Consider the following 16,054-nt stretch of genomic DNA (forward strand, 5'->3'; position numbering starts at 1 on the left):
TCATTATTACTGAATCAAATCTTCCTCCACCACCAGGTTGTTGATGATGAAGTTCTGACGTTCCATCGTATTCTTTCCCATATAAAATTCCAGCAATTCACCTACGGCATCGGTCTTACGAAGAGAAACCTGTTCCAGACGCATATCCTTGCCGATAAAATTCCGGAACTCATCGGGCGAGATTTCTCCCAAACCTTTGAACCGGGTGATTTCCGGATTCGGACCAAGTTTCTCGATCGCAGCCAGTCTTTCTTCTTCCGAATAGCAATAAATCGTTTCGTATACACCTTTCTTCCGGTTCCGTACGCGGAACAAGGGAGTCTGGAGAATATATACATGTCCTTTCTTAATCAGATCGGGGAAAAACTGGAGGAAGAACGTAATCATCAGCAGACGGATGTGCATGCCATCTACATCGGCATCGGTAGCTACAATTACCTTATTATACCGGAGACCGTCCAGCCCGTCCTCGATGTTCAAAGCCGCCTGAAGCAAATTGAACTCCTCGTTTTCGTAGACCACTTTCTTAGTCAGCCCGAATGAATTAAGCGGCTTTCCACGCAAGCTGAAGACAGCCTGTGTATTGACATCACGGCTCTTCGTAATAGAACCGCTTGCCGAATCTCCCTCGGTAATGAAAATGGAACTTTCCAGACGTGGGTCATTTTCTTCATCTTTCGGTGCTTTCTGGTCGTTCAGATGCACCCGGCAATCGCGCAACTTGCGGTTATGCAGGTTGGCTTTCTTTGCCCGTTCGCGGGCTATCTTGGTCACGCCGGCTATTGCCTTCCGCTCTTTTTCCGACTCTTGAATCTTCTGCAGCATCACATCCGCCACATCAGCATGCTTATGCAAGTAATTGTCTACATTCTCCTTGATAAAGTCGCCCACGAACTTATTGACACTAATGCCTGAAAGGGGATATGGATTCCCGTCCGAATCTTTCTCGGGAGCCATCACCAACGAACCTAACTTGATTTTGGTTTGACTTTCGAACGTCGGTTCAATCACATTGATGGCAATTGCCGCCACCAATCCATTACGGATATCCTGGTATTCCAGATTCTTGCCGTAAAATTCCTTGATGGTACGGGCAAGGTGTTCCTTGAACGCGCTCTGATGAGTACCTCCTTGCGTGGTATGCTGGCCGTTGACAAACGAATAATATTCCTCACCGTATTGAGCGGTATGCGTAAAGGCAATCTCTATGTCCTCTCCTTTCAGGTGCACAATCGGATACAACCCCGAAGTGGTCATATTATCGTTCAGCAAATCCTCCAATCCATTCCGGCTCACGATACGCCTTCCGTTATAATAAATGGAAAGCCCTGTATTAAGATAGGTATAATTGCGGAGCATCGTCTCGATAAACTCAGGACGGAAATGATAATTCAGAAACAACGTATGGTCGGGTTCGAAGAAAATGAATGTTCCGTTCTCCTCATCTGTATCTCCAGTCCTGTCACTTTTCAGTTCTCCCCGTTCGAATACGGCCTCACGCATCTGTCCGTCGCGCACGCTTCGTGCAACAAAGCGGGAACTTAACGCATTGACCGCCTTGGCACCGACTCCGTTCAGTCCGACACTCTTCTTGAATGCCTTCGTATCGTATTTACCTCCGGTATTCAACATCGACACGGCATCGACCAGACTACCCAACGGAATGCCTCGTCCATAATCGCGGACAGATACACGCAGGTTGTCTTCCAGTTGGATGTCGATGCGCTTTCCGGCTCCCATCTTGAACTCGTCAATGCTATTGTCTATCACTTCTTTCAGCAAGACATAGATACCGTCCTCGGCCTGCGAACCGTCGCCCAAACGTCCGATATACATACCGGGACGAGTGCGCACGTGCTCCATATCGCTCAAGTGACGGATATTCTCCTCCGTATAAGAAACGGTCGGTTGTATCGATTCGTTCTCTTCTGCCATGGTTTAAAGTTTTTAGTCAGTTGACAAGGTAACAAGTTGACAAGGTTTTAAAATCTTATGCGATACTATTTAGAACCTTGTCGCCTTGTCCACTCGTCACCTTGTCAACTTAAATGAATTACAACATCTTCCTGTAAGCCCTGCGGCGCTTATGTTGTTCGGGATTGAATACACTCCATTGCGACTGGACTTTCTTGTTGTCTTCCAGTTCGGGATTGCTTTCACCGTATTCAAACCCTAACTGCTGGTACACCGGTATCAAGTCATAAAACAACAAAGCATTCACGCCTTTGCTTTGATACTCCGGCTTCACTCCCACCAGCAAGAGGTCCAGTATCTTCGGTTTCTTGATGAACAATGCCTTGAGCAGGTGATACCATCCGAAAGGCAGCATCTTCCCTTTCGCTTTCTGCAAAGCTTCAGACAGCGAAGGCATCGAAATACCTGCGGCTATCAGATTTCCTTCCTCGTCTTCGATAATCGACACCATACGCAGGTCTATCAGCGGCAAATACATCTTAATATATTGGTCGATCTGACCTTGCGTCATCTTCGAATAGCCATACAGTGGAGCGTATGCCTCATTTATCAGGTCAAAAATGCGTTGCCCGTAATTCTTTTCCTTTATTTCCTTCCGTTTCAACTTCTTTATCTTCAGCTTATACTTCTGAAGTATGATTTCTGAAATACGCACAAACTTTTCAGGAATGGCTTCGGGCACTTTCATCTTAAATTCCACCCAGTCAGCATCCTTCTCGAAACCCAACTTTTCCATGTGTTTCTGATAATAGGGATAATTATAGATGGTAGACATTGTCCCCAGCTGGTCGAACCCATCAATCAGCATTCCTTCTGCATCCATATCAGTAAAGCCCAGCGGACCTACGATGGATTTCATTCCTCGTTCTTTCCCCCATTGTGCCACAGTATCAAGCAATGCTTCTGATACTTCTTCATCATCGATGAAGTCTATCCATCCGAAGCGCACTTCTTTCTTCTGCCACGTATCGTTAGCACGATGGTTGATTATCGCCGCCACTCGCCCTACGACCCTATCATTCTTATAGGCAAGGAAGTAATCGGCTTCGCAAAACTCGAACGCCGCATTCTTCTTCGGGTTAAAGGTGTTCAACATATCATCGTACAAATCGGGAACGGAATAAGGGTTTCCCTTGTATAATTCGTAATTGAAGCGAATAAAGGTCTTCAGCTCTTTTTTCGAGCTTACTTTCTTAATGATAATGGCCATCTGTTCGTTAAAGTATGTATTTCAGGGCGTAAAGATACAAATTTTTATCCGAAAGCATAAGGAAAGAAGAATACTTTTTCCAGAACGAAGAACGGGACGCCACAAAACAAAATACCAGACAGACAGGAATAAGCTTATTTTACAGACAAAAAGAAAGCAAAACAAACAATCTGTACACTTCATTTACACATAATGAAAGCAGACAAGCATCATTTCCGTTTTTCCAAATACATCCAGAATCGAAAAAACGCGCAACGCACTGACTTCCCCACGTAAATTCCAGATTCTCGCAGCCTCATTGCCACCAGTTTTCGGGCAAGGAAAGAATCATGCCTGTCACCTCACCATAATTCTTCGTCCCCGACGGGATACGGTTTCCTTTCAGGTACCAGTTATAGACAGCATCCTGTACCGCACCTATCCACGGGCTATACCGTTCTCCCCAATAAATTTCTTTCGCGCGGAGTTCCCGCATAATGTCGGGACGGATATGGTTTGCCCATTCTTTACAGCCGGCTTCGCCCAATATCCGATAAGCGTCCCTATATATATAAGGTAGCAAACCGAAGTATCCGCAATAGCGCACGTACCTATTTGCGGAGCGGACGCAAACCTGATACGCCCAGAAATTGGCTTCGGCTTCCTGGCTCACGCCCAACAGGTGGGAAAGCTCGTGGGCGTATGTAAACGGGTATTGTGCCGGAAGCAATTCGTGATTGACGTGCGACTCATCAAAGAAAGGTCCCATATAGCCCAGCACACCGACTTTCGAATACAATCCGTTTACCAAAGAGCGTTTCGGATGCTGAAAGTCTTTCGGAACGGTCAGGGCGAAATATCCCGGCACTTGCCGGTAAATCCGTTTCACCTCACGCCGGATATCAGCTTCGGGCAAGAATGCTTCCGGACTATATGAGGCGTTCAAGCTATCGGTATAGGCTTCGAGAAAACGATGAAACCGTGCCTCTTCATACGAAACACGCGCTACGCCCGAACGGGAAAAGAAATCATTCCGGAAGTAATTCATGCCCCAGCCCCAATAGAACCAGACGTAAACCCACACCAACACTTCCACTTCACGCCCTAAGATGTGCCATCCGCTCCGTTTCTTCCGCCGTGCCACAAAAGGATAAACCAGCAGGAAGCCTCCAATCCCGATAACCGTCACTTCGCAAAGCGAGAACGGAACTACCGAAGCCACACCCGAAAGGCAAACGGAAAGCCCAGGATATACCTCCCGTGCGTACCATTCTCCGGCACCGGGTATCCAGCGGAACATCCACACACCTATCAGAAGCAGAGCCAGTACCGCCCAACGAATATATCGGAATCGAATGTATTTCATGAATGCAAAGTTATCATTTTCGGAATTAATTCTTTACTTTTGCGGAGAATTTTAATAACAGAAAATGAGGCACAAATCTTTATGTTTCCAACTTTAAAACGCAGATTAACGCAGATTCTCACAGATAGGGGAAATAATAATCTGCGAAAATTTGCGCTAATCTGCGTTTCATAAAGACATCTGCTTACTTGACAAAACAATAAGACTATGGTTCTGAACTACATCTGGATTGCTTTCTTCGTGCTGGCTTTTATTGTTGCCACAATACGGCTGGTATTCTTTGGTGACGCGGAGGTATTCCCCGACATCATCAACTCCACCTTTGCCTCTTCCAAGTCGGCATTCGAGATTTCCCTCGGGCTGACCGGTGTGCTGGCACTTTGGATGGGCATCATGCGCATTGGCGAGCAAGGCGGAGTCATCGCCCTTTTCTCGCGCGTGCTTAGCCCTTTGTTTTCCAAACTCTTTCCCGATATTCCCAAAGGGCATCCCGTAACGGGAAGCATCTTTATGAACATGGCGGCCAATATGTTGGGATTGGACAATGCCGCCACGCCCCTCGGACTGAAAGCCATGGAAGGCTTGCAAGAACTGAATCCGAAGAAAGACACTGCTACCAACCCGATGATTATGTTCCTGGTGATAAACACTTCGGGACTGACCCTGATACCTATCAGCATCATGGTCTACCGCGCCCAGCTGGGGGCGGCACAACCCACCGATGTATTCGTGCCGATACTCATCGCCACCTTTATTTCCACCCTTGCCGGTATCATTGCCGTGGCTCTTTACCAGCGCATCAACCTTTTGAACCGCACGATTCTGCTCTTTTTAGGAGGAGCAATCGCATTCATAACAGGCATCATCTGGTTCTTCAGCACCTTGTCGCAAGACCAAATCGACCTCTACTCTACCACCTTTGCCAATGTTTTCCTATTTGTGATTATCATCGGTTTCATCTTGGCGGGCATCCGCAAGAAAGTGAATGTGTACGATGCATTCATCGAAGGAGCGAAAGAGGGATTCACCACCGCCGTGCGCATCATTCCGTATCTGGTGGCGATACTGGCGGCTATCGGCGTGTTCCGTGCTTCGGGGTGTATGGATTACTTGACCCAAGGCATCGCCTCGCTGGTAGAGATGTGTGGGCTGGATAGCGATTTCGTAGGCGCGCTTCCTACGGCTCTGATGAAACCGTTAAGCGGAAGCGGTGCACGCGGATTGATGGTGGATGCCATGAATACCTACGGAGCCGATTCGTTCGTAGGACGATTGGCATGCATCTTCCAAGGCTCTACCGACACCACATTCTACATCCTTGCGGTGTATTTCGGGAGCGTGGGTGTAGCGAAGACCCGCCATGCCGTGCCTTGCGGCTTGCTTGCCGACTTTGCAGGCATCCTTGCCGCGATATTCGTTTGCTATTTATTCTTCTGATTTAATAAAACGCAGAGTTTCGCAAATTTTCACAGATGACTATCTGTTTATTTCATATAAGAAATCCGCGTTAATCGGCGAAAATCTGAGTTTCAATACGATAACTTAAACAAGCCAACTATGATTACGTATCAGACCGAAGGGGTGGAAATGCCCCACATCAAGAAAAGAGAAACGACGGAATGGGTGAAAGCCGTCACCCAAACGTATGGGAAGAAGGTGGGAGAAATAGCCTACATCTTCTGTTCCGATGAAAAGATATTGGAAGTAAACCGCCAATACCTGCAACACGATTATTACACCGACATCATCACCTTCGACTATACCGAAGGAAACCGCATCGCGGGCGACCTCTTCATCAGCCTCGACACGGTGCGCACCAATGCCGAACAGTTCGGAGCCACGTATGACACCGAGCTGCACCGGGTCATCATCCACGGCATCCTGCACCTGTGCGGCATCAACGACAAGGGTCCGGGCGAGCGCGAAATCATGGAGCAAGCCGAGAACAAGGCACTCGCCCTGCTGGCGGAGATGGAAAGATGAAACTCACCACAATATAGTAGAACAAAATTGGTTTGCGAAAAATAGAATGGAACACAGAGACACAAAGGCACAGAGTTCTATTTTTTGAGAGAACAAAGCTCACGTAGAAAAGATTTGGTTCGGCGTTCTTTGTCCTTTCTCTATTTATTTCTCCGTGGCTCTGTGCCTCTGTGTTCATCTTTTAATCACACACCACTCTTAATGGAACGCAGAGATGCAAAAGCGCAGAGAGTGGTGTTTATACAAACGCATAGAGCCATGTCCACCTATGCAATTAATCAACTCTCCAGTCCTATGCAGTCAGGACCGCAATCCTAACACATCAGGACTCCAGTCCTTGCATATATAGGACTGCAGTCCTTGCCTATTAGGATTTAGGGAGGACTGGCATCCGAAGGACCGAGCAACTATATGCATCGGGCGACGCAAGTAAATCTCTTTCTCTTTTTCCCTTATTCCATAGCTTAACCCGCCTTTTTTTCGTATTTTTGTGCCGTATATTAAAACGAAAAGACGAATGGATTTTAACTACGACGTGATTGTAATCGGGGCGGGACATGCCGGATGCGAAGCCGCGGCGGCTTCCGCCAACTTAGGCTCGAAGACCTGCCTCATTACGATGGACATGAACAAGATTGCCCAGATGAGCTGCAACCCTGCCGTGGGCGGAATCGCCAAAGGCCAAATCGTAAGAGAGATTGACGCACTGGGCGGCTATATGGGAATCGTGACCGACCGCACCGCTATCCAGTTCCGGATGCTCAACCGCTCGAAAGGGCCTGCCATGTGGAGCCCCCGCGCCCAGTGCGACCGGGCGAAGTTCATCTGGACCTGGCGCGAGATACTGGAAAACATCCCCAGCCTGCATATCTGGCAAGACACGGTAGAAGAACTGCTGGTAGAAGACGGAGAAGTAAAAGGAGTGGTCACCTGCTGGGGTGTCACCTTCCACGCACGGTGTGTCATCCTTACCGCAGGCACGTTCCTGAACGGGCTGATGCACATCGGACGCAAGATGCTCGCCGGAGGACGGTGCGCCGAACCGGCTTCGTATCACCTGACTGAATCCATCACCCGGCACGGCATTACCGCCGGACGGATGAAGACAGGTACCCCCGTACGCATCGACGCACGGAGCGTAGACTTCTCGCTCATGGAAACGCAGGACGGAGAAAACGATTTCCATAGCTTCTCGTTCCTGAGCGAACCGCGCCACCTGAAGCAATTGCAATGCTGGACATGTTATACAAACGAGGAAGTGCACGCCGTATTGCGGAGCGGGCTTGCCGACTCTCCTCTCTACAACGGGCAAATCCAAAGCATCGGTCCGCGCTATTGCCCCAGCATCGAGACCAAAATCGTGACCTTCCCCGACAAGCCGCAACACCAGTTGTTCTTGGAACCCGAAGGCGAAACGACCCGCGAGCTTTACCTGAACGGCTTCTCGTCTTCGCTCCCGATGGACATCCAGTTTGCCGCCCTGCGTAAGATACCATGCTTCCGCAACGTAGTGGCTTACCGTCCGGGCTATGCCATCGAATACGATTATTTCGACCCCACCCAGCTCACGCATACGCTGGAATCGAAGGTCATCAAGAACCTGTTCTTCGCCGGACAAGTGAACGGCACTACCGGATACGAAGAAGCAGGCGGGCAAGGCATCATTGCCGGCATCAATGCACACCAGAACTGCACCGGAGGAGAGCCGTTCGTATTGGGAAGGGACGAGGCTTACATCGGCGTGCTGATAGACGACCTCGTGACAAAAGGCGTGGACGAGCCTTACCGCATGTTCACTTCACGCGCCGAATACCGCATCTTGCTCCGTCAGGACGATGCCGACATGCGCCTTACCGAACAGGCTTACCGCCTCGGTCTTGCCAAGCGCGAGCGCTACGATATGCTTTGCCGCAAGCGGGAAATGATACAGCACCTGGTAGACTTTGCCAAGACCTACTCCATCAAAGCCGATAAGATAAACGACACGCTGGAAAGTCTGGGCACCGCCCGGCTGGCCCACGGATGCAAGCTAATCGACCTGCTGAGCCGCCCGCAAATCACCATCGAAAACATCGCGCCGCACATCCCCGCCTTCCAAGCCGAACTGGATAAAGTGACCGACCGGAAAGAAGAGACCCTCGAAGCCGCGGAGGTGCTGATAAAATACCAAGGCTACATCGACCGCGAACGGATGATAGCCGACAAGATACACCGGCTGGAAAGCATCAAGATAAAGGGACGGTTCGACTATGCCAACCTGAACTCGCTCTCCACCGAAGCACGTCAGAAGCTTATCAAGATAGATCCCGAGACACTGGCACAGGCAAGCCGCATACCGGGTATCTCGCCCAGCGACATCAACGTGCTCCTTGTCCTGCTGGGCAGGTAAAGCACAATGTTTCACGTGAAACAACAAGTTTAAGAAACAATCATAAAACACTGGCTATGAACAAAGAAACATTAAGAAAAAATCTAAGAGAAATCCCAGACTTCCCCAAGCCGGGAATCTTGTTCTACGACGTAACCACGCTCTTTAAAAATGCGGAGTGCCTGCAAGGACTTATCGACGAATTGTACGAGATGTACAAGGACAAAGGCATCACCAAAGTAGTAGGCATCGAGTCGAGAGGCTTTATTCTGGGCGGAGCCTTGGCGGCACGGTTGGGTGCCGGCTTCATCATGGCACGCAAGCCGGGCAAGCTTCCCGCCGAAGTCATCGAAGAGACCTACGCCAAAGAATACGGAACCGATACCATCCAAATCCATCGCGATGCCATCGATGAAAACGATGTAGTGCTTCTTCACGATGACCTGCTCGCCACGGGAGGCACCATGGCGGCTACTCATCGGCTGGTTAAGAAATGCGGAGCCAAGCAATCCTACATCAACTTCGTCATTGAGCTGAAAGGGCTGAACGGGCGTAAGGCATTCCCCGAAGACGTGGAAGTGACTACCCTCTTGCAATTATAATCAGCAGGGACTAGTTAACCAGGTACTAGGGACTAGGTTTTAATACCTCCATTGATGTGGCGAAGAAAGCTTTAGTATCTAAGACCTAGTACCTAGTCTACTAGTCACCTCAAACGAACTACGAAAATGGAAGAACTGAAGACCAACGAATACTTGCGGGGAATCGTAATGAACCTGCCAACCAGCCCGGGCATCTACCAATACCTGAATGCAGAGGGAACCATCATCTATGTGGGGAAGGCAAAGAACCTGAAGCGCCGTGTCTACTCGTATTTTTCGAAAGACCACCACTCGGCAAAAACCCGTATTCTGGTGAGCAGGATAGCCGACATACGCTACATCGTGGTAAACACGGAAGAAGATGCGCTCCTGCTCGAAAACAACCTTATCAAGAAATACAAGCCCCGCTACAACGTCTTGCTGAAAGATGACAAAAGCTATCCTTCCATTTGCGTAAGCAACGAATACTTTCCGCGTGTGTTCAAGACACGGAAGATTGTGCGCGACGGTTCCACCTACTTCGGACCTTATACCCATTTCCCTTCCATGCAAGCCATGCTCGACCTTATCAAGAAACTGTACCCTCTCCGTACTTGCCACCTGGCTCTCACACCCGAAAACATTCAGGCGGGCAAATTCAGGGTCTGCCTGGAATATCACATCAAGAATTGCAAAGGTCCCTGCATAGGAGCGCAATCGCACGAAGAATATATGGCAAATATTGCATCCATTAAAGAACTGCTAAAGGGAAACACGCAAAAAGTGAGCCAAGGGATGATGCAGGAAATGATGCGGCTTGCCGATGAAATGCGGTTTGAAGAAGCACAGCTCATCAAAGAGAAATACGAGCTGATTGAGAATTACCGGTCGAAAAGCGAAGTGGTAAGTTCGGTGCTGCACAACATCGATGTCTTTTCCATCGAAGACGACGAGCAATCCGCCTACATCAACTATCTGCACATCACCAACGGGTGTATCAACCAAGCCTTCACGTTCGAATACAAAAAGCGGCTGGAAGAAACGAAAGAAGAACTGCTGGAGATGGGCATCGTAGAAATGCGCGAACGCTACAAAAGCCAGTCGAAAGAAATCATCGTGCCGTTTGAGTTAGATTTGGAAATGGAAGACGTAACTTTCACCATTCCCCAGCGGGGCGACAAGAAGCATCTGCTGGAGTTGTCCATCCTCAACGTAAAGCAATACAAAGTAGACCGGCTGAAGCAAGCCGAAAAATTGAATCCCGAACAACGCAGTGTCCGTCTGCTAAAGGAAATCCAGGAACAACTGCACATGGACAAGATGCCCCTGCACATCGAATGCTTCGACAATTCCAACATCCAGGGAGCGGATGCCGTAGCGGCTTGCGTGGTATTCAAGAAAGGACGCCCCAGCAAACAGGACTACCGCAAATACATCATCAAGACAGTAGTAGGTCCCGATGATTATGCTTCGATGCAAGAAGTGGTACGCCGCCGCTACACACGCATTCTGGAAGAGCAAGGAGAATTGCCCGACCTGATTCTAACCGATGGCGGCAAAGGACAGATGGAAGTGGTGCGCCAAGTCATCGAAGACGAACTCAGTCTGCATATCCCGATAGCCGGACTTGCCAAAGACAACAAGCACCGCACTTCGGAAATTCTCTTCGGCTTTCCACCCAGAAACATCGGGCTCAAGCAGGGGACTCCCCTCTTCCACTTATTGGAAAACATACAGAATGAAGTCCACCGCTTTGCCATCACTTTCCACCGCGACAAGCGGAGCAAAAGCCAGATTGCCTCGGCACTGGACGGCATCAAGGGCGTAGGCAAAATGCGTAAGGAAGCGCTGCTGAAACATTTCAAGAGCGTGGCACGCATCAAGAAAGCCTCGCTGGAAGAACTCGCCGAAGTGGTAGGGATGAGCGTGGCGCAAACCATCAAAGAGACTTTGTGAAACGAGTCTAACAATACACAGAGCTTTTCGGAAATATTTTCCAAAAGCTCTGTGCCTGTATACTTTCTACCGTATCTGAAAAATCCGATTGGGCTTCATTATTCCACATTCAACACAACTCGACGGTATGCCGTCAATGCTGGCATACCATTATCTGTAACTTCCAGAATCAAATGAATACTTTTACCCGAAGCATCTGTCGGAATTTGTAAGGTACATTGAGCAGAAGAATCTCCATCAAGTAGCATACTCCCTTTATAAGTGCTGGGGGCTTCATAAATTGTCCACTTGTAATGCAATTCATTCCCATCTACATCTTTCGATGCAGAAGCATCAAAGCACAAAACATCTCCTGCTTTTACCCTACGGAATACACAATGTAAAGATGCATCCCCATCCAATACCGCCAACGGATGATGATTGGCATCCTCAAACTTATCTGTAGAAGTCCACAGCATACGTGCCGCAAAATCATTCCATATCTGCTTCTGCCACTTATTTATACTTCCAACACCTTCGGATGTACTTGCATACACACCATAAGGGTCGTACTGCGTTTCGTCTTTTCCGCTCTTTTCTATAAAATCCATACCCCGTACACCCATTGTTTTTTTCTTAGAAAACCGGCCTCCCCAGCCTCCATACTCCAAACTATCCGGAACGTTCAGTCCATTGGCATACACATATAGAAAAGAAGGGCTATCACCTTCCGTTGCCCACATCCGGTCGGGATAATATACACCCAAAGGCATACAGCATTGAATATGCTCGTCTGTCCACTCATCAGATGGTGCCCATCCATACACTTCCTTATTCCGGATATATACAATCTCTGGAAAATTATGAGCAATCCACGCGCCGGCATCATCTTGCCCTAAGACATCATAAATACGTAGCTTGTTTATGAAACGTTCAAGTTCTTTTTCGGTCCGGGTATGTTTTACCTTCCATATAGCTTGTGCTACTGTATTCATTCCACCCCATGCTGCAACCCAAACCGGACGTTTGTCTCCAGCCTTATCTACAGCTGAAATTATCAGTTCAGAGCCAGGAGAATCTTTGCCTTCTCCTACTCCATCCATATTCGATTTTGCTTGTCCCCGTTTAACCAATGACAACAGATAATCTAAATCCGGATATCCTGCTGCATGCTTTTTCAAGCGTGGCAAGACTTCTCCAAACTTCCGAACGACATCTTCCAGTTTCTCTGTCTTATCCGGATCGTCCATCCATACCTGTGAACTGATCAACCCTTCAATATCGATTACATTCGAGCATACCAACAAATGAAGCATCGATTGGATGTCATCAGGGTCAGTGCCCCCTAAATCTGTCGTTACAATCAACCGGCACTTTTCTTCTGGTGACAATGTCTGTGCTGCGCTACACAATACAGACAATAGCATACAAACCCCAACAAATAAAAACTTCATGTTCATAACAAAATCAATTTTCTGTAAACTAAAAAAATAATTACCCCTTCCGCAAATATAGAAGTTCTTCATGTTTCATACAAGTTTCATACCAGAGAATTGAATAAGAATCATTATCTTTGCGAAAAACCTAAAAACCGATATGAGAGTAGTAATCCAACGTGTAAGCCATGCATCGGTCACCATCAACGGGACGTGCAGATCGGCTATTAAGGAAGGCTTCCTCGTCCTGCTTGGCATCGAGGAAGCCGACGGACAAGAAGATGCAGACTGGCTATGCAAGAAAATCGTCAACCTGCGTGTATTTGATGACGAGAACGGAGTGATGAACAAATCCATTCTGGAAGCAGGAGGCGATATCATCGTCGTCAGCCAGTTTACCCTGATGGCTTCTACCAAGAAGGGGAACCGTCCTTCGTACATCCGCGCCGCCAAGCACGAAACCGCCATTCCTCTCTACGAATACTTCTGCAACGAACTGAGCATCGCCTTAGGCAAGCAGGTAGGTACCGGAGAATTCGGAGCCGACATGAAAGTAGAATTGCTGAACAACGGTCCCGTCACGATATGTATGGATACGAAGAATAAGGAATAAAAAAACAATCCAGTTGACAAGGTAACAAGTTGACGAGTTAACAAGGCTCTAAATACCTTGCATAACAATTCAAGACCTTGTTCCCTTGTCAACTCGTTAACTTGTCAACTAAATAATTATGACAATCGAAGAAGCACAGAAAACAGTCGATAACTGGATAAAGACCTACGGCGTACGCTACTTCAGCGAACTGACCAATATGGCGGTACTGACCGAGGAAGTTGGCGAACTGGCACGCATCATGGCACGCACCTATGGCGACCAGTCGTTCAAGGAAGGCGAGAAACACGACCTGGGCGACGAAATGGCAGACGTACTTTGGGTGCTGCTCTGCCTTGCCAACCAAACGGGCGTGAACCTGACCGAAGCTTTCCGGAAGAACCTGGAAAAGAAAACGGCACGCGATAAAGAAAGACATCAAAACAACCCAAAATTGAAAACGACATGAGCAAGAACGAAGAATTTGAAAGCGAACTCTTCCAAAACTTGGATATGGAAGACAAAGAGCACCTGAACCAACCCAGCAAGTATGACATGGCATTGGGGAAATACAACACGGCATTAAAAGACGAGGACATCGCGGCAAAGACCGCCCACATTATCGAGAAATACGCGGCGGAAAACGACACGCCCGAAGTAAAGAAGTTCCTCTTCCATTGCATCGACCTCACCACGCTGAAATGTACGGACAGCGAAACCAGCGTCATGAAGTTCACCGAACGGGTCAATGCCTTCGATGACGAACACCCCGACCTGAAGAACGTAGCAGCCATCTGCGTCTACCCCAACATGGCGGAAATCGTGCACGACACGCTGGAAGCCGATGACGTGAAGATAGCCTGCGTGTCGGGAGGTTTTCCTTCCTCGCAGACATTCACCGAAGTGAAAGTAGCAGAGACCGCCATGGCATTGCATGCCGGAGCCGACGAGATAGACATCGTGATTCCGGTAGGCAAATTCCTCAGCGGCGACTATGAAGGCATGTGCGACGAGATTCAGGAACTGAAAGACGTGTGTGGTGAAAAACACCTGAAAGTAATCCTCGAAACGGGCGCATTAGGCTCTGCCGAAAACATCAAGAAAGCCTCTATCCTCGCCATGTATTCAGGAGCCGATTTCATCAAGACTTCCACCGGGAAAGAAAAGCCCGCCGCCACTCCCGAAGCAGCTTTCGTGATGTGCCAGGCAATCAAGGAATACTTCCTGGAGACCGGACGCAAAGTAGGATTCAAGCCTGCCGGAGGCATCAACACGGTACATGATGCGGTGGTATATTATACTATCGTAAAAGAACTGTTGGGCAAGGAATGGCTTACCAATGAACTGTTCCGCCTCGGGACCAGCCGTCTTGCCAACCTGCTTCTTTCCGACATCCTAGGCGAAGACACAAAGTTCTTCTAAGCGGTTATCAGTCTCCCCTCTTCCTTTTCCATATCATGATGTGTTTATTGGAATGTTTGTTTAAGCTACACGTTAATATGATGAAGAAATGAAAACCGATAAGAAAGATAAAGAACTTGACATAGCCTATTTCTTGTCGTTCTGCATTGAACAGTACAAGAACAAGCATCAAATGAGTGGTGAAGAAGTCGCTACCTTGTTTGAACGATATGGCGTATTGCCTTATTTGGAAGACAATTTTGAGGTGCTTCACACGCAAAGTCATCAATGGCTAATGGATGAGATAGAAGAACTGATAGACAGACGAAAAAGCGAAGCGAAGAAATGATACTTTATCACGGCAGTATAGAACAGGTGAAGAAGCCTGAAATAAGAAGAACCAACAGGGCGTTAGACTACGGAAGCGGTTTCTATACGACAACTTCAGAAAGGCAGGCTACGCTTTGGGTAAAACGCAAATTGGGACAAAAAAGCGGCACAGGTTACGTCAATGTCTATGAACTGGACGAAACATATCGCACACAGTTAGACGTTCTCCATTTTACGTCACCTACAGAGCAGTGGTTAGATTTCGTAATGGCTAACCGCATGGACAAGGACTTTGAACATCATCATGACATCGTGATAGGTCCTGTGGCCAACGACCGTGTGTATGCCGCTTTTGCCTTATATGAAGGTGGATTGTTGAACAAAACGGAGCTAATCAATGAGTTGAAGACATACGTGCTTGTTGACCAATGGCTGTTCCATACGGAATGTTCCCTGCATTATCTCATATTTAAAGAAGCAAAGGAGGTGAAAGGATGAACTTAGAAATTACCAACCAAAATCTGTATTTACTGTTGCCGGGAAAAGTAAGCCGGGTAGCGCAGATATACGCTAATGACCAAAAGATACCACTTCGAACAGCTCTTTACCGGTTTTATAGTTCGGATACTTACAAAAGACTGGCAGAGGAAACTACGAAGCTTTGGCACTTGGGCCCCGTAGCTCTCTATGCGGAATTCTCAGATGAATTGAAAAGAAAACATGAAATACGAATGATTCCAAAGTAAACAGTAGCTGCATAGGCAAAGACAACGGCTGTCCTGCCAGTCCCGATGAACCAGTACTGCTGTTTTAACGTGCTAGGACTGCAGTCCTTATATACTAGGACTACAGTCCTACCTATCAGGACTGATGGAAGGACTGATATGCATCCGGCAACG

14 protein-coding genes are annotated in these 16,054 nt (G+C 48.0%); 10 read left to right on the plus strand and 4 right to left on the minus strand.

Annotation, left to right across the window (positions count from 1 at the left end):
* Positions 1 to 6: 6 nt before the first annotated feature.
* The 3 genes from H9625_RS04675 to H9625_RS04685 form a co-directional block, all read right to left on the minus strand.
* On the minus strand, positions 7 to 1,935 hold the full coding sequence (locus tag H9625_RS04675) for a DNA topoisomerase IV subunit B (RefSeq protein WP_022040551.1): 1,929 nt from the start codon (positions 1,933 to 1,935) through the stop codon (positions 7 to 9).
* A gap of 118 nt (positions 1,936 to 2,053) precedes the next feature.
* Positions 2,054 to 3,184, minus strand: coding sequence for an N-acetyltransferase (locus H9625_RS04680; RefSeq protein WP_087249485.1), 1,131 nt, complete (start codon positions 3,182 to 3,184; stop codon positions 2,054 to 2,056).
* Positions 3,185 to 3,479: 295 nt separating this feature from the next.
* Entirely contained in the window at positions 3,480 to 4,529 is a 1,050-nt protein-coding gene (locus H9625_RS04685; RefSeq protein ID WP_191763185.1) for a DUF3810 domain-containing protein, read from the minus strand.
* 207 nt (positions 4,530 to 4,736) lie between these two features.
* Here H9625_RS04685 and H9625_RS04690 point away from each other — a divergent pair, with 207 nt between their 5' ends.
* The 5 genes from H9625_RS04690 to uvrC all read left to right on the plus strand — a co-directional run bounded on the left by H9625_RS04690 (position 4,737) and on the right by uvrC (position 11,417).
* Entirely contained in the window at positions 4,737 to 5,966 is a 1,230-nt protein-coding gene (locus H9625_RS04690; protein WP_191763187.1) for a nucleoside recognition domain-containing protein, read from the plus strand.
* Between the two features lie 120 nt (positions 5,967 to 6,086).
* On the plus strand, positions 6,087 to 6,512 hold the full coding sequence (ybeY, locus tag H9625_RS04695) for an rRNA maturation RNase YbeY (protein WP_191763188.1): 426 nt from the start codon (positions 6,087 to 6,089) through the stop codon (positions 6,510 to 6,512).
* Positions 6,513 to 7,029: 517 nt separating this feature from the next.
* Entirely contained in the window at positions 7,030 to 8,901 is a 1,872-nt protein-coding gene (gene mnmG, locus H9625_RS04700) for a tRNA uridine-5-carboxymethylaminomethyl(34) synthesis enzyme MnmG (protein WP_191763190.1), read from the plus strand.
* A gap of 56 nt (positions 8,902 to 8,957) precedes the next feature.
* Positions 8,958 to 9,482, plus strand: coding sequence for an adenine phosphoribosyltransferase (locus H9625_RS04705; RefSeq protein WP_191763192.1), 525 nt, complete (start codon positions 8,958 to 8,960; stop codon positions 9,480 to 9,482).
* Between the two features lie 126 nt (positions 9,483 to 9,608).
* Positions 9,609 to 11,417: an excinuclease ABC subunit UvrC gene (gene uvrC, locus H9625_RS04710; protein WP_191763194.1), complete on the plus strand. Its 1,809-nt coding sequence runs from the start codon at positions 9,609 to 9,611 to the stop codon at positions 11,415 to 11,417.
* 98 nt (positions 11,418 to 11,515) lie between these two features.
* Here uvrC and H9625_RS04715 read toward each other — a convergent pair whose 3' ends face one another.
* A complete protein-coding gene (locus H9625_RS04715; protein ID WP_225226272.1) occupies positions 11,516 to 12,856 on the minus strand; it encodes a nucleoside hydrolase-like domain-containing protein in 1,341 nt (446 codons plus the stop codon).
* Between the two features lie 136 nt (positions 12,857 to 12,992).
* On the opposite strand from H9625_RS04715, the gene dtd reads away from it, so the two are divergent.
* The 5 genes from dtd to H9625_RS04740 all read left to right on the plus strand — a co-directional run bounded on the left by dtd (position 12,993) and on the right by H9625_RS04740 (position 15,653).
* Entirely contained in the window at positions 12,993 to 13,445 is a 453-nt protein-coding gene (gene dtd, locus H9625_RS04720; protein ID WP_013618371.1) for a D-aminoacyl-tRNA deacylase, read from the plus strand.
* A 118-nt stretch (positions 13,446 to 13,563) separates the two neighbouring features.
* Positions 13,564 to 13,893 (plus strand): nucleotide pyrophosphohydrolase, encoded by a 330-nt coding sequence (locus tag H9625_RS04725; protein ID WP_022040543.1) that lies wholly within the window; start codon positions 13,564 to 13,566, stop codon positions 13,891 to 13,893.
* A 44-nt stretch (positions 13,894 to 13,937) separates the two neighbouring features.
* Entirely contained in the window at positions 13,938 to 14,846 is a 909-nt protein-coding gene (deoC, locus tag H9625_RS04730; RefSeq protein WP_191763233.1) for a deoxyribose-phosphate aldolase, read from the plus strand.
* A gap of 88 nt (positions 14,847 to 14,934) precedes the next feature.
* On the plus strand, positions 14,935 to 15,174 hold the full coding sequence (locus H9625_RS04735) for a DUF3791 domain-containing protein (protein ID WP_013618368.1): 240 nt from the start codon (positions 14,935 to 14,937) through the stop codon (positions 15,172 to 15,174).
* Positions 15,171 to 15,653 carry a DUF3990 domain-containing protein gene (locus tag H9625_RS04740; protein WP_087209154.1) on the plus strand — a complete coding sequence of 161 codons (483 nt, stop codon included), beginning with the start codon at positions 15,171 to 15,173 and terminating at the stop codon, positions 15,651 to 15,653. The genes H9625_RS04735 and H9625_RS04740 overlap by 4 nt, the downstream gene beginning before the upstream one ends.
* The last annotated feature ends 401 nt before the right edge of the window (positions 15,654 to 16,054 follow it).

The organism is Phocaeicola intestinalis, assembly GCF_014837065.1.
GTDB lineage: Bacteria > Bacteroidota > Bacteroidia > Bacteroidales > Bacteroidaceae > Phocaeicola > Phocaeicola intestinalis.

What these genes read in the sequence shown, in the direction of transcription:
- H9625_RS04715 (WP_225226272.1), bottom strand. Translation starts at nt 12,856, where the DNA reads ATGAACATGAAGTTTTTATTTGTTGGGGTTTGTATGCTATTGTCTGTA.
- H9625_RS04675 (WP_022040551.1), bottom strand. Translation starts at nt 1,935, where the DNA reads ATGGCAGAAGAGAACGAATCGATACAACCGACCGTTTCTTATACGGAG.
- deoC (WP_191763233.1), top strand. Translation starts at nt 13,938, where the DNA reads ATGGAAGACAAAGAGCACCTGAACCAACCCAGCAAGTATGACATGGCA.
- H9625_RS04740 (WP_087209154.1), top strand. Translation starts at nt 15,171, where the DNA reads ATGATACTTTATCACGGCAGTATAGAACAGGTGAAGAAGCCTGAAATA.
- uvrC (WP_191763194.1), top strand. Translation starts at nt 9,609, where the DNA reads ATGGAAGAACTGAAGACCAACGAATACTTGCGGGGAATCGTAATGAAC.
- dtd (WP_013618371.1), top strand. Translation starts at nt 12,993, where the DNA reads ATGAGAGTAGTAATCCAACGTGTAAGCCATGCATCGGTCACCATCAAC.
- H9625_RS04735 (WP_013618368.1), top strand. Translation starts at nt 14,935, where the DNA reads ATGAAAACCGATAAGAAAGATAAAGAACTTGACATAGCCTATTTCTTG.
- H9625_RS04725 (WP_022040543.1), top strand. Translation starts at nt 13,564, where the DNA reads ATGACAATCGAAGAAGCACAGAAAACAGTCGATAACTGGATAAAGACC.
- H9625_RS04680 (WP_087249485.1), bottom strand. Translation starts at nt 3,184, where the DNA reads ATGGCCATTATCATTAAGAAAGTAAGCTCGAAAAAAGAGCTGAAGACC.
- mnmG (WP_191763190.1), top strand. Translation starts at nt 7,030, where the DNA reads ATGGATTTTAACTACGACGTGATTGTAATCGGGGCGGGACATGCCGGA.
- H9625_RS04705 (WP_191763192.1), top strand. Translation starts at nt 8,958, where the DNA reads ATGAACAAAGAAACATTAAGAAAAAATCTAAGAGAAATCCCAGACTTC.
- ybeY (WP_191763188.1), top strand. Translation starts at nt 6,087, where the DNA reads ATGATTACGTATCAGACCGAAGGGGTGGAAATGCCCCACATCAAGAAA.
- H9625_RS04685 (WP_191763185.1), bottom strand. Translation starts at nt 4,529, where the DNA reads ATGAAATACATTCGATTCCGATATATTCGTTGGGCGGTACTGGCTCTG.
- H9625_RS04690 (WP_191763187.1), top strand. Translation starts at nt 4,737, where the DNA reads ATGGTTCTGAACTACATCTGGATTGCTTTCTTCGTGCTGGCTTTTATT.